Genomic DNA, 13,831 nt, shown 5'->3' on the forward strand with positions numbered 1-13,831 from the left:
CGTCGCCCCTGTCCCCAGGCCGTGCTCGCCGCGTCGGCGGTCGCGCCGGGACCGGCCGACGCACTGCTCCCGCACCGCCCTGACCTCGCGCGGCACCTCGGCCGGGCCCCGCACCGCGGGGTCCGGCCGGACTCGTCCTCGGGCGGTTCTGGCATCGAGGTCTCAGTTAGGTAACTTTCCTGTCGTATTCGTAGGAGGGCTGGTGGCTATTAGTTAGTGTTCCTGCCACACGCCTGCGGGCGCCGAAGAACGACGTGAGGACGCGTCGTCCCTGCGAAAGGACCGAAGATGATTCGAAGCACGGCGCGCAAGCGTCTGCTCACGGCGGCGGCACTCGTCACGGGCGTCTCGCTGCTCGCGAGCGCCTGCACCGGCGGGGGCAACGGCGAGGGGGAGGGCGACGGCGGCGAGGCCCGCGTCCTCAACGTCTGGGCCGGGACCCAGACGCCCATGGTCGCGAACTTCAACCCGTACGCGCCCAACCCGCTGCACGTGACGAACGGCGGCATCTACGAGCCGCTGTTCTTCTACAACCGCGCCGAGGCCGGCGACCCGACGCCCCGCCTGGGCGAGTCCTACGAGTGGAGCGAGGACGGCACCGAGCTGACCGTCAAGATCCGCGAGGGCGTGAAGTGGTCGGACGGCGAAGACTTCACGGTCGAGGACGTCATCTTCTCGTACACGAACGACGCGGCGAAGCGCGACTACCTGAACACGATCGACAAGGTCGACGAGTCGACCGTCAAGTTCACGTTCAACGGCGCGCAGTTCACGAGCGCCGTGCAGATCCTCGGCACCACGCTCATGGTCCCCGAGCACCTCTTCAAGGAGGTGCCGGACCTCATCACGTACACGAACGAGGAGCCCGTCGGCACCGGTCCGTTCACGCTCGACACCATCACCAACGCGACCTACACCGTCGTCCCGAACGAGGACTACTGGGGCGGCGAGCCGAAGCTCGAGAAGGTCCGCTTCCTCGCTCTCGACAAGAACCAGAGCGCCCAGGACCTCCTCGCCACGGGCAAGATCGACTGGACCACGATGTTCATCGCGGACCCGGAGACGGTCACCGGGGCGGGCCAGGTCTCGCTGCTCAACACCCCGCAGGACCCGACCACGATCATGTCGTGCTCGAACGCGGCGCTCGGCTGCGCGGGCCCGCAGACGGACCTCGCCGTCCGTCAGGCGGTCAACCTGCTCGTCGACCGCGGCGAGATCAACGAGAAGGCGTTCTCGGGCCACGCGGCCGTCGCCTCGCCGTCGCTCGCGCTCGTCGGTCGTGACGACCGCTGGATCTCCTCGGAGATCGAGAAGGAGAGCCCGCAGGAGGGCGACCCGGCCGAGGCCGCCAAGGTCCTCGAGGCGGCCGGCTACACCAAGGGTGCCGACGGCATCTTCGAGAAGGACGGCCAGAAGCTCTCGGTCGACCTCATCTCGGTCGACGGCTGGAGCGACCACAACGCGGCCGGTGACCTCATCGCCCAGCAGGCGCTCGAGGCGGGCGTGGAGATCAACCACGTGAAGATCACGCAGCAGGAGATGTCCGACGCCCGGACGAGCGGCAACTACCAGATGATGATCAGCGGCATCACGGGCACCTCGCTCGACGACCCGTTCGCCATCTACCGCCAGTGGCTCACGACCGAGTACACGACGCCGGTGGGCGAGACGATCGAGGCCGGCCGCTTCAACTTCCCGCGCTACTCGAACCCGCTCGTCGACGAGGCCGTGGCCACCGCCGCCGGCACCAACGACGAGGACGCGAAGAAGGCCGCGTACGCCACGGTGCAGAAGGAGATCGCCCGCGACCTCCCCTACATCGCCCTCGTCGTGAACCCGACCATGTCGTTCGTCAACACGAAGAACTACACCGGCTGGCCGTCCGAGGGCGACATGTACGCCTTCCCGCCGTCGTGGGCCACGATCAGCAACGGCGTGATCCTCTCCCAGCTCGAGCCCGCGAGCTGATGTCGCACTGCCGAAGAGGAGCTCGGGTGAACGAGGAGTCAGTCGCATGAGGTACTACGCACGGCGGATCACGTTCTACGTGGTCACCTTCTGGGCCGCCGTCTCGCTCAACTTCCTCCTGCCGCGGGCGATCCCCGGAGACCCCAAGCAGATCTACCTCGACACCATGCTCCGGAAGAATGGCGAGCTGACCCCTGGTCTCATCCAGAGCGTCGACGTCCTCTTCGGCAGTGACGACGCCACCCTGTGGGAGCAGTACCTCACGTACTGGAAGAACATCTTCACGGGTGACCTCGGTACGTCGGTCCTGTACTTCCCGGCACCCGTCAGCCAGCTGCTCGGCGAGGCCCTCCCCTGGACGGTGGGCCTCGTCGGGCTGGCGACGATTATCGCGTTCCTCCTCGGCGTCGGCCTCGGCGCCTGGGTCGGCTGGAAGCGCGGCACCTGGGTCGACCACATCATCCCGGCGTCGACGTTCCTCCAGGCCGTGCCGTACTTCTGGCTCGCCCTGGTCCTCATCTCGATCTTCTCGGTGTCGCTCGGCTGGTTCCCCATCGTGGGCGCGTACGACATCTTCGAGTTCGACAGCGGTCCCGAGTGGTCGTGGGACTTCGTGGGCAGCGTGATCTACCACGGCACCCTCCCGGCGGTGACGATCATCCTGTCGGCGATGGGCGGCTGGCTCCTCGGGATGCGCAACATGATGGTCTCGACCATCGCCGAGGACTACGTCACGACGGCCGAGGCCAAGGGCCTGCGCCCGTTCCGGGTCGCGCTGACGTACGCGACGCGGAACGCGGTCCTGCCGTCGGTCACGGGCTTCGGCATCGCCCTCGGCTTCGTCGTCGCCGGGTCGGTGGTCATGGAGCAGGCCTTCAGCTACCCCGGCATCGGCAAGCTGCTCTTCACCGCGGTCCAGGCGAAGGACTACGCGCTCATGCAGGGCGCGTTCCTCGTGATCACCGTCGTGGTGCTCGCGGCGAACTTCCTCATGGACCTGATCAACGGCATCATCGACCCGAGGACGCGGAACAATGGCTGACCCCACCCGTGACGCCGAGACCGTGACGCCTGCGGCCGACGCCGCTCCTGCCGCCTCCGTGGTGGTGGACGGCCTCCCGCCCGAGAACCGGACCGCCGGCATCGTGCCGGACGTGCCCATCGCCCCGCCGGAGGCCGTCGTCGCGGGCGAGCCCGTCCCGGAGAGCACCGCGCCGAAGCGCGGCCTGCGGGCCATGCTCCCGCGCCGCTCGGGCAAGCTCGTCGTCGGCCTCGTGCTGACGCTCGGGATCGTGCTCTTCTCCGTCGTGACGCCGCTGTTCAGCCAGAGCCCGCGGGCGACGTCGAACCCGGCGTACCTGCCGCCGAGCACCGAGCACCTGCTCGGCACGAACAACATCGGCGTCGACATCTTCGCCCAGGTCGCGCACGGCGGCCTCGGCTCGCTGACGGTCGGCCTCCTCGCGGGCGTGATCGCGATGGTCCTCTCGCTCCTGTTCGGCATCCTCGCCGGCTACGTCGGGGGCTGGACCAACGAGATCCTGTCCTTCGTCACGAACATCATGCTCGTGATCCCCGGGCTCCCCCTGATCATCGTGATCTCGGCCTACCTGGAGTCCCGCTCGCTCTTCCTCGTCGCGCTGATCCTCGGCATCACCGGCTGGGCGGGCGCGGCGATCGTGCTGCGGGCCCAGGCCAAGTCGCTGCGGAGCCGCGACTACGTCTACGCGGCCAAGGTCGCGGGCGAGAAGGCGCCGCGCATCATCCTGGTCGAGATCCTGCCGAACCTGCTGCCGCTCCTCACCGCGAACTTCCTGGGCGCGGTGCTCCTCGCGATCCTCAGCGAGGCCGGCCTCTCGTACCTCGGCCTCGGGCCGTCGGGGTCGGTCACCTGGGGCACGATCCTCAACGAGGCCAGCACGCAGAACGCCATGGCCTACGGACGCTGGTGGTGGTTCGTGCCGCCGGGCCTCCTCATCGCGCTGTTCGGGTGCGGGCTCGCCCTCATCAACTTCAGCATCGACGAGATCATCAACCCGCGGCTGCGGACGGCGCCCGCCGCGGTCAAGAACGTCCGGCTCGCCCGCAAGCAGCGCGCGAAGCGTGCGGTGGTGACCACGTCCACCGCCGTCCCTTCCGCCCCGGCAGCCCCGGCGAGCACCCCGGCCCGCGACGACGAGAAGGTCCAGTCATGAGCACACCGACCCTCACCGCGAAGGCCGCGGGCGACTTCGGGGCCCCGCCCGGCGCGATCCCGGTGCTCACGGCACGGAACGTCTCGATCGAGTACCGCGTGAACCCGGTCGTGCAGGCCGTCAAGGACGTGTCCCTGACCCTGCACCGGGGTGAGATCCTCGGCCTCGCGGGCGAGTCCGGCTGCGGCAAGACGACGCTCGCGTACGGGCTCAACCAGCTCCTCAAGCCGCCCGCGCTGCGCACGAGCGGGGAGATCGTCCTCCACGACAAGGACGGCGAGGACATCGACGTCGCCGCCCTGTCGGGCGACTCGCTGCGGGCGTTCCGCTGGGACAAGGTCTCCATGGTCTTCCAGGGAGCGATGAACTCCCTCAACCCCGTGATCAGCATCAAGGCCCAGCTGTTCGACGTCTTCGCGACCCACCGCCCGGGGATGTCCACCAAGGACAAGCTCGCGCGCAGCCGGGAGCTGCTGGAGCTCGTCGGGGTCGACCCGAACCGGCTCGACAGCTACGCGCACGAGCTCTCCGGCGGCATGCGCCAGCGCGTCATGATCGCGATGGCCCTGGCGCTCCAGCCGCAGGTCATGATCATGGACGAGCCGACGACGGCGCTCGACGTCGTCGTCCAGCGCGGCATCCTGCGCGAGATCATGCGGCTGCGCGAGCAGTTCGACTTCGCCGTCGTGTTCATCACGCACGACCTGCCGCTCCTGCTGGAGATCAGCGACCGGATCGCGGTCATGCTCCGCGGCGAGATCGTCGAGCTCAACACGGCCGAGGAGATCTACCGCGCGCCCGCGCACGAGTACACGCGCCGGCTGCTCGGGTCGTTCCCGAGCCTCACGGGCGACCGTGGCGGGTTCGTCCGGTCCGGCGAGGACACCGCTGACAGCACGGGAGGGGTGGCCTGATGGGCACGCTCGAGATCCGGAACCTCACCAAGGACTTCGTCGTCCGCAACGGCTGGAAGCGGTCGCGGCTGCGCGCCGTGAACGACGTGTCGTTCACGCTCGAGCCGGGCAAGACGATCGCCATCGTCGGTGAGTCGGGCTCCGGGAAGTCGACCGTCGCGCGCATGATCGCGAAGCTCGAGACGCCGTCGTCCGGCGACATCCTGCTCGACGGCGTCCCGTCCGCCCGGCGCGGCCGCGCCCTGTCCGCGTACCGGCACGACGTCCAGATGGTGTTCCAGGACCCGTTCGCGTCGCTCAACCCGTTCCACTCGATCCGCCACCACCTGGAGCGGCCGCTGCGGATCCACGGGCTCGCGAAGACGGAAGCCGAGCTCGACGCGGCCGTCGACGAGCTCCTCACGCGCGTCAACCTCACGCCCCCGGCGACGTTCGCGGAGAAGCGTCCGCACGAGATGTCGGGCGGCCAGCGCCAGCGCGTCGCGATCGCCCGCGCGCTCGCGCCCGGCTCGCGGTTCCTCGTCGCGGACGAGCCCGTGTCGATGCTCGACGTGTCGATCCGGCTCGGGGTGCTCAACCTGCTCGCACGCCTGCAGCGCGAGGAGAACCTCGGTGTCCTCTACATCACGCACGACCTCGCGACGGCCCGGCACTTCAGCGACGAGATCCTCGTGATGTTCCGCGGGAACGTCGTCGAGCGCGGGCCGTCGGACCAGGTCATCCTCGACCCGCAGCACGAGTACACGAAGCTGCTCCTCGGGGCGGCGCCGGAGCCGCAGAACCATGGCCGCCTCCGCGAGGAGGTGCGCCGCGAGCTCGCGGCGGCCGCGGCGGGCGAGGGCGACGCCGTCGCCCGCGACCGCTTCGGTACGCGCGGCATGTGAGACGGGCGTCGCCCGTCCCCTCACCGTCCGGGCAGCGGGGGTTGCCCGGCGGCACGCGTCGGTGGTGACGCGTGCGCGTCGCGCGGGCCAGGTCAGTCGGACGCCCTGGCCCGCGCGCTCGCCCCGTGCGTCGTCGACCGTCCCGCCACGCGGGACGGCCCCGGCGACGGGTGGGTAGGGTCGGGCTCGTGCCCGCCCGTCACCTGCGCCTCGCGCGACCCGAACCCTCCGCCCCGAGCCCGACCGATCTGGTCACCGACGCGCTCGCTGCGCTGCGCCGCGAGATGGAGGTGCCGGAGAGCTTCCCGGACGCTGTGCTCGCCGAGGCCGAGGAGGTCGTGCGCGAGGACCGCGCGGTGCCCGGTCCGGGGCGCGTCGACCTGCGCGACGTCCCGTTCCTCACGATCGACCCGCCGGGCTCGATGGACCTCGACCAGGCGCTGCACCTCGAGCGGGCCGGAGGAGCGCCGGACGACCCGGCGGGCGCCGCGTTCGTCGTGCACTACGCGATCGCCGACGTCGGCGCGTTCGTCGTGCCGGGCGGTGCGATCGACGCCGAGGTCCACGAGCGCGGCACGACCCTCTACGCGCCCGACGGCCGGACCCCGCTGCACCCGGCCGTGCTGTCCGAGGGCGCGGCGAGCCTCCTGCCGGGCGAGGACCGCCCGGCCGCGGCGTGGCGCGTGGTGCTCGACACGCGGGGCGAGATCCTCGATGCGACGGTGCGGCGCGCCGTCGTGCGGTCGACGCAGCGCCTCACCTACGACGAGGCGCAGGCCCGGATCGATGCTCGTCCCGCCGGGGACGACACCGGCGACTCGCTCCTGCTGCTCCGCGAGGTGGGCGAGCTGCGGCTCGCGCGCGAGCGCGAGCGCGGCGGCGTCTCGCTCGAGGTGCCCGAGCAGGAGATCGTCACGCGCGACGACGGCTCGTTCGACCTCGAGTTCCGCTCGACCCTCCCGGCGGAGGCGTGGAACGCCCAGGTGTCGCTGCTCACGGGCATCGCAGCGGCACGGCTCATGCGCGCGGGAGGCGTCGGCGTCTTCCGCGCGCTGCCCGAGGCCGACCCGCGGGACCTCGCGCGCCTGCGCCGCACGGCCCGCGCGCTCGGCATCGACTGGCCGCGCGAGACGCCGTACGCCGACCTCGTCCCCACGCTCGACTCGCGCATCCCGCGCCACGCCGCGTTCCTCAACGAGGCCACGTCGTTGTTCCGGGGGGCGTCGTACGAGGCGTTCGGCGGCACGGGCCAGGAGCCCGGCGTGCCCGACGACGCCGCGCACGCCGCGATCGGCGCGGAGTATGCGCACGTCACCGCGCCCCTGCGCCGGCTCGTGGACCGCTACGGCACCGAGGTGTGCCTCGCGCTGTGCGCGGGGGAGGACGTGCCGGGGTGGGTGCTCGACGCCCTGCCCGGCCTGCCGCGCACCATGGCCCGCACGGGCCAGCGCGCGAGCGCGTACGAGCGCGCGATCGTCGACGTCGTCGAGGCCGCGCTGCTCAGCGGGCGCGCGGGCGAGGAGTTCGCCGGCGTCGTGGTCGACGTCGAGGACGACCGCGAGCGCGAACGCCGCCTCGAGCGCGACGGCGGGGACGGCGCGGGCGGGACGCGGCGCGGCCAGGTGGTCCTCGCCGACCCCGCGGTGCGCGCCCCTGTCGAGGGTGCGGACCTCCCGCTCGGCGACCCGGTCCGCGCCACGCTGCGCGAGGCGTCGGTCCCCGAGCGCCGTGTCCGGTTCACCGTCGGCTGAGGCCGCACCACCCGGCCTAGGCTGGTCCCCGTGCCTGCCCGACGCCGTACCGACCCCGCCGCCGGCCGCCTCGCCCTGGCGACGTGGCGCGACGACCCCACCGACCGCCGTGCCGTGACGACCGCGGTGCGGTTCACGCTCGAGGAGCTCGCCGACGTCGCGCCCGGGCACGCGGTCGAGGTGCGCGTGCCGCCCGCGGGCGCGGTCCAGGCGGTCGAGGGCCCGCGGCACACGCGGGGGACGCCGCCGAACGTCGTCGAGACGGACCCGCAGACGTGGCTGGGCCTCGTGACGGGGGCCGTCGCCTGGGCCGACGCCGTCGCGGACGGGCGGGTCCGCGCGTCGGGCGAGCGCTCCGACATCTCGTTCCTGCTGCCGCTCCAGGCGGCCCGGCCCCGCTGAGCCTTCCGGGGCCGACCTCGGCGCCCCTTCGCGGGCGGGGGCGTGTTACCGGTGGGTAACGTTCTCGGCGTCAGGTCTGGCGGAGCGCCGGACGGAGGACTAGCGTCCCAGGATGACCGGCCGCCGTCCGCGCGGGCGCTCGCGGCACGACGACGTGCGCTGGCGTTCTCGTGGCGGTGACACGGCAGCAACCGCCCGTTCATCCAGGTGGGGTGCGATGTCCCGCGGAGGCAGGGCGTCGTGCCGTCCGAGGCTCGTCCCCGACCCCCGGGAACGCGCGAGCTGCTGCCCGGCCGTCCGCACGAGATGAAGGAGTCAGCGTGACCGACCACCAGCACCTGCGGCGACGGAGGGTGGTGGCGGGCACGTTGACCGTGGCCCTCGCCGTGCCGTTCTCCGTCGCGGCGGCCACCGCCGCGAGCGCGGCGCCCGACGGGTCGGGCCTCGTCATCAACGAGGCCTACCTCAGCGGCGGCAGCGCCAACGCCCCGTACACCCACAAGTTCGTCGAGCTGTACAACCCCACGCAGGCGTCGATCGACCTCTCCGGGATGTCGCTGCAGTACCGCTCGGCGACGAGCACGGGCACCTTCACGGGCGTGACCGCGCTGACCGGCTCGGTCGCCCCCGGGGGCTACTACCTGGTGCAGGGCGGTTCGAACGGCTCGAACGGCGCCGCGCTGCCCACGCCCGACGCGACGGGCGGTCTCAACCCGTCGGGCACGACGGGCACCCTCGCGCTCGTGCGGTCGACCTCCCCGGTGACGCTGCCGGCGGGGAACGCCGCGGGCGCCGCGAACGTCGTCGACCTGATCGGGTACGGCACCTCGAACACGTTCGAGACGGCCGTGGGCCCCGCGCCGTCGGCCAACAACGTGCCGGCCTCGATCAACCGGACCGGGTACGCCGACACGGACGACAACAGCAAGGACCTCACGCTCTCCAGCACCGTGACGCCGCAGAACAGCGGCGACGACGGCGGCGGTCCGGGCCCCGAGCCGGGCGAGGTCGTCCCGATCGCGGAGATCCAGGGCACGGGGGCGGCGAGCCCGCTCGTCGGGCAGACGGTCACCACGCGTGGTGTCGTCACCGCGACGTACCCCACGGGCGGCTACGACGGCTTCTACCTCCAGACCGAGGGCACGGGTGGCGACCTCGACGCGTCGCACACGGCGTCGGACGCGATCTTCGTCTACTCGAAGGCCGGCGCGGCCGCGGTGGAGGTCGGCGACCACGTCGAGGTGACCGGCGCGGTCTCCGAGTACTTCACGCTCACCCAGATCACGCCCGCGGCGGGCGGCTGGACCGTCCTCGACGAGGCGGCGCAGGACGTCAAGCCCGCGAACGTCGCGTTCCCGGCGACCGACGCCGAGCGCGAGGTCCTCGAGGGCATGCTCGTGCAGCCGGCGGGCGACTACGTCGTCGCCGACAACTACGACACGAACTACTACGGGTCGTTCGTGCTCGCGGCAGGGACGGACCCGTTCCTCCAGCCGACGACGGCCGGGCGCCCGGGCAGCGCGGAGGCGGCGGCCGCCGTCGCGGACCGCGCCGCGCGTGCCGTGATGCTCGACGACGGCGCCACGACGAACTTCAACAACACCGCGAACAAGGGCGTCCCGCTCCCGTACCTCACGGGCGGGGCACCGGCACGCGTGGGCGCGGCCGTGTCGTTCACGACGCCGGTCATCTTCGACTACCGGTTCGACGCCTGGACGTTCCAGCCGCGCACGCAGCTCACCGCGGGCGACGGCGGCAACGCCGCCACGGTGCAGCCGGTCACGTTCGAGAACACGCGGGAGGACGCGCCGGCCGAGGTCGGGGGCGACCTCTCCGTCGCGACGTTCAACGTGCTCAACTACTTCACGACCACGGGTGACCAGGTCGCGGGCTGCCAGTTCTACACGGACCGCGCCGGGAACCCGATCACGGTCCGCACGGGCTGCGACGCGCGCGGCGCGGCGGACGCCGCGAACCTCGAGCGGCAGCAGACGAAGATCGTCGCGGCGATCGACGCCCTCGACGCGGACGTCGTCGCGCTCATGGAGATCGAGAACTCGGAGCCGTTCGGCAAGGACCGCGACCAGGCGCTGTCGGACCTCGTGGACGCGCTCAACGCGGCCGCGGGCGCCGAGGAGTGGGCGTTCGTCCCGTCGCCGGCCGCCGTGCCGACGGACGAGGACGTCATCCGCCTCGCGTACATCTACCAGGTGGCCGAGGCCGAGCCGGTCGGCGACTCCGTGATCCTGCTCGACGACCCGGCGTTCTCGAACGCGCGCGAGCCGCTCGCCCAGGTCTTCCAGCCCGCGGGCGGGATCAGCGAGGGCGACGACGCGGCGAGCGACGACGTGCTCGTCGTGGCGAACCACCTCAAGTCGAAGGGCGGCAACGACACCGCGCCCGCCGACCAGAAGGACACGGGCGACGGCCAGGGCGCGTACAACAAGGCGCGCGTGGGCCAGGCGACGGCGCTCGTCGCCTTCGCCGAGGACGTCGCGGCCGACGCCGGGACGGACAAGGTCCTGCTCGCGGGCGACTTCAACTCCTACGAGCAGGAGGACCCGCTGCAGGTGCTCAAGGACGCCGGCTACACCGACCTCGGTGCGTCGACGGGCGAGCACACCTACCTGTTCGACGGGTACGTCGGGTCGCTCGACCATGTGTTCGCGTCGTCGGCCGCGGCGGACGCAGTCACCGGCACCGACGTGTGGAACATCAACTCGGTCGAGCCGATCGCCAACGAGTACAGCCGGTACAACTACAACGCGTCGATCCTCTACGACACGACGCCGTTCCGGTCGTCCGACCACGACCCCGTCCTCGTGGGCCTCCAGCTCGGCGCCGCCGAGCCCGGCACCACGCAGCTCGACCTGCTGGCGATCAACGACTTCCACGGTCGCATCGACGCCAACACGGTGAAGTTCGCGGGCACGATCGAGCAGCTGCGCGCGGCGAACCCGGACGGGACGGCCTTCGTCTCGGCGGGCGACAACATCGGCGCCTCGCTGTTCGCGTCGGCGCTCCAGGAGGACCAGCCGACGATCGACGTGCTGAACGCGCTCGACGTCGCGGCGTCCGCGGTGGGCAACCACGAGTTCGACCAGGGCATGGACGACCTCACGGGTCGTGTCACCGACGAGGCGGACTGGGCCTACCTGGGCGCGAACGTCTACGACAAGGGCACGACGAACCCGGCGCTGCCGGAGTACCAGGTCGTCGAGATCGACGGCCTCGACGTCGGCTTCGTGGGCGTCGTCACGGAGGAGACCCCGACGCTCGTCACGCCGTCGGGCATCGCGGACGTCGACTTCGGCGACCCCGTCGAGGCGCTCAACCGCGTCACCGCCCAGCTCCAGGACGGCGACCCGGCGAACGGCGAGGCGGACGTCGTCGTGGGGCTCGTCCACGAGGGCGCGTCCGCGGGCACGCCCGACGGCGCGACGCTCGAGGAGGAGGTCGCCGCCGGCGGCGCCTTCGCGGACATCGTCACCGAGACCGACGCGCGCGTCGCGGCGATCTTCACGGGCCACACCCACAAGCAGTACGCGTGGGACGCGCCCGTCCCGGGCGCCCCGGGCAAGACCCGCCCGATCGTCCAGACCGGCAACTACGGCGAGTTCATCGGGCACGTGTCGCTCACCGTGGACACCGCGACCCACGAGGTCACGGCGTACACGGCGCAGAACGTCGCCCGCACGACGGCGGACGACGCGACCCTGGTCGCGACGTACCCGCGCGTCGCGGAGGTCAAGACGATCGTCGACGCGGCGCTCCAGCAGGCCGAGGTCATCGGCGCGACCCCGATCGGCGAGGTCACCGCGGACATCACGACGGCGTTCTCCGGCGGCTCGTACGCCGGCCCCGGCGGGACGTACGTGGGCTCCGGCCCGCTGCCGACCACGGGTCGTGACGACCGCGCCTCGGAGTCGACGCTGGGCAACCTCGTCGCGGACTCGCTGCTCGCCACGCTCGCCGACCCGGCGCGCGGCGGTGCGGACATCGGCGTCGTCAACCCGGGCGGTCTGCGCAACGAGCTCTTCCACAACGGCGACGGCGTCATCACCTACGCCGAGGCCAACGCGGTGCTGCCGTTCGTCAACAACCTGTGGACCGTGACCCTCACGGGCGAGCAGGTCGTCGAGATGCTCGAGCAGCAGTGGCAGACGAACCCGGACGGCACGCGCCCCTCGCGTCCGTACCTCGCCCTGGGGCTCTCGGACAACGTGTCGTGGACGGCGGCCACCGCCGACCCGCTCGCGGCGCCGGGGAGCAACGTCTCGTCCGTGACGATCAACGGCGAGCCGATCGACCCCGCGGGCGAGTACCGCGTGGCGACGTTCTCCTTCCTCGCGACGGGTGGTGACAACTTCCGCGTGTTCACGGACGGCACCGACCCGCGCGACTCCGGTCTGGTCGACCGGGACGCGTGGATCGCGTACCTGCAGCAGAGCTCGCCGGTCTCGCCGTCGTTCGACCGCTCCCGCGTGGTCGTCGACGAGCTCCCCGGCACCGTGACGGCGGGCTCCGACGTGAGCGTGGGCCTCTCGGGCCTCGACCTCACCTCGCTCGGGTCGCCGGCGAACACGTCGGTGGACGGGTACCTCGTCGCGGCGGACGCCACGTTCGACCCGGCGAACCCGGGCACTCCGGCGGGCACCGCGACGGTGACGGGCGGGGCCGCGACGCTGACGGCGACGGTCCCGGCCGACGCCGCGGCGGGCGAGTACGACCTGTGGGTCGTCGCGTCGCCGAGCGGCACGACGGCGCGCATCCCGGTCACGGTCGAGGCCGCGGCCCCGACGGTGGAGCTCGTGAACCTCGAGGCCACCGCGCGCTGCACCGGCAAGTTCGTCCACGTCGCGGTCCGCGCCACCAACGGCGAGGACGTGCCGGTCGAGGTCGTCCTCCAGACGCCCTACGGCTCCAAGCGGTTCCCGAACCTCCAGCCGGGCAAGAACGCCTACCAGTCGTTCAACACCCGGGCCACGTCGGTCGAGGGCGGCACGGTCACCGTGACCGCGACGCTCGACGGCGTGACGCAGGAGTACGAGATCCCCTTCGAGGGGCAGACCTGCGGCTGACGCCTGCCTGACGCCGTGCGGCGCCGCCGACGAGGCGACGCCACGTCCCGCGACCCGGGTCCCGTCCGACGGGCCCGGGTCGCGGTGCGTCCGGGACGAGGACTCTGCGGGGAGTCCCAGGAAGCGCGGGTAGGGTCGTGCCCGTGAGCTCCGAGCAGTCCCGCGTGCCCGACGGCACGGCCCCCGACCCGTCCGCCGCGCCCGACGCCGTCGTGCCCGAGGCTGCACGCCCCGAGGCCGGGTCTGAGGCCGCCGAGCCCGCGCCCGCCGGGCCCGCGCCCGCCGGGCCCGCGGCCGCCGGGCCGGAGACGGGGGCGGACGAGACGCCGGGCGCGGCGTCCGACGACGCCGCCTCCGCCGGTGGCGAGGAGGTCGAGATCGAGTCCGTGGTCGACCCGGCGGCCGTCCGCCGCGCCCCCCGCTACCGGGCGTTCTTCACGGTCGGCATCCTCCTCGGCACGGTCCTCGGCCTGGGCATCGGCGGTGCGTGGCTCCAGTCGCCCGCCGCGGCGCCGGTCTTCAAGCCCGGCGTCTACTTCACGGTCATCCTCGTGACGTGCGCGGCGCTCGGTGCCGCGGTCGCGGGCGTGTGGGCCGTCGTCGCCGACCGCCGCAGCCTGCGCGGGCGCCGCTGAC

The 13,831-nt window shown here is 72.3% G+C and carries 9 protein-coding genes; all 9 read left to right on the forward strand.

Features of this window, described 5'->3' with window-relative positions:
* Nucleotides 1–288 precede the first annotated feature (288 nt).
* The 9 genes from ACZ4MO_RS02475 (at nt 289) to ACZ4MO_RS02515 (ending at nt 13,830) form a co-directional block, all read left to right on the forward strand.
* The gene (locus ACZ4MO_RS02475) at nt 289–1,968 is read left to right on the forward strand and encodes an ABC transporter substrate-binding protein (RefSeq protein ID WP_175007550.1); all 1,680 of its coding nucleotides are present in this window, start codon (nt 289–291) and stop codon (nt 1,966–1,968) included.
* A 46-nt stretch (nt 1,969–2,014) separates the two neighbouring features.
* Nucleotides 2,015–3,010, forward strand: a complete 996-nt coding sequence (locus ACZ4MO_RS02480) for an ABC transporter permease (protein WP_074805498.1) — start codon at nt 2,015–2,017, stop codon at nt 3,008–3,010.
* A complete protein-coding gene (locus tag ACZ4MO_RS02485) occupies nt 3,003–4,163 on the forward strand; it encodes an ABC transporter permease subunit (RefSeq protein ID WP_175007551.1) in 1,161 nt (386 codons plus the stop codon). Before ACZ4MO_RS02480 ends, ACZ4MO_RS02485 begins: the two co-directional genes overlap by 8 nt.
* Nucleotides 4,160–5,077, forward strand: a complete 918-nt coding sequence (locus ACZ4MO_RS02490; protein WP_175007552.1) for an ATP-binding cassette domain-containing protein — start codon at nt 4,160–4,162, stop codon at nt 5,075–5,077. The genes ACZ4MO_RS02485 and ACZ4MO_RS02490 overlap by 4 nt, the downstream gene beginning before the upstream one ends.
* Nucleotides 5,077–5,961, forward strand: coding sequence for an ATP-binding cassette domain-containing protein (locus ACZ4MO_RS02495; RefSeq protein ID WP_175007553.1), 885 nt, complete (start codon nt 5,077–5,079; stop codon nt 5,959–5,961). The genes ACZ4MO_RS02490 and ACZ4MO_RS02495 overlap by 1 nt, the downstream gene beginning before the upstream one ends.
* Before the next feature lie 188 nt (nt 5,962–6,149).
* On the forward strand, nt 6,150–7,712 hold the full coding sequence (locus ACZ4MO_RS02500; RefSeq protein ID WP_222592331.1) for an RNB domain-containing ribonuclease: 1,563 nt from the start codon (nt 6,150–6,152) through the stop codon (nt 7,710–7,712).
* 30 nt (nt 7,713–7,742) lie between these two features.
* Nucleotides 7,743–8,114 (forward strand): sterol carrier family protein, encoded by a 372-nt coding sequence (locus tag ACZ4MO_RS02505; RefSeq protein WP_175007554.1) that lies wholly within the window; start codon nt 7,743–7,745, stop codon nt 8,112–8,114.
* 320 nt (nt 8,115–8,434) lie between these two features.
* Nucleotides 8,435–13,195 (forward strand): ExeM/NucH family extracellular endonuclease, encoded by a 4,761-nt coding sequence (locus ACZ4MO_RS02510; protein WP_255436942.1) that lies wholly within the window; start codon nt 8,435–8,437, stop codon nt 13,193–13,195.
* Between the two features lie 143 nt (nt 13,196–13,338).
* Nucleotides 13,339–13,830: a hypothetical protein gene (locus tag ACZ4MO_RS02515; protein ID WP_175007555.1), complete on the forward strand. Its 492-nt coding sequence runs from the start codon at nt 13,339–13,341 to the stop codon at nt 13,828–13,830.
* Nucleotide 13,831 lies beyond the last annotated feature (1 nt).

Source organism: Sphaerisporangium cinnabarinum (genome assembly GCF_055567015.1).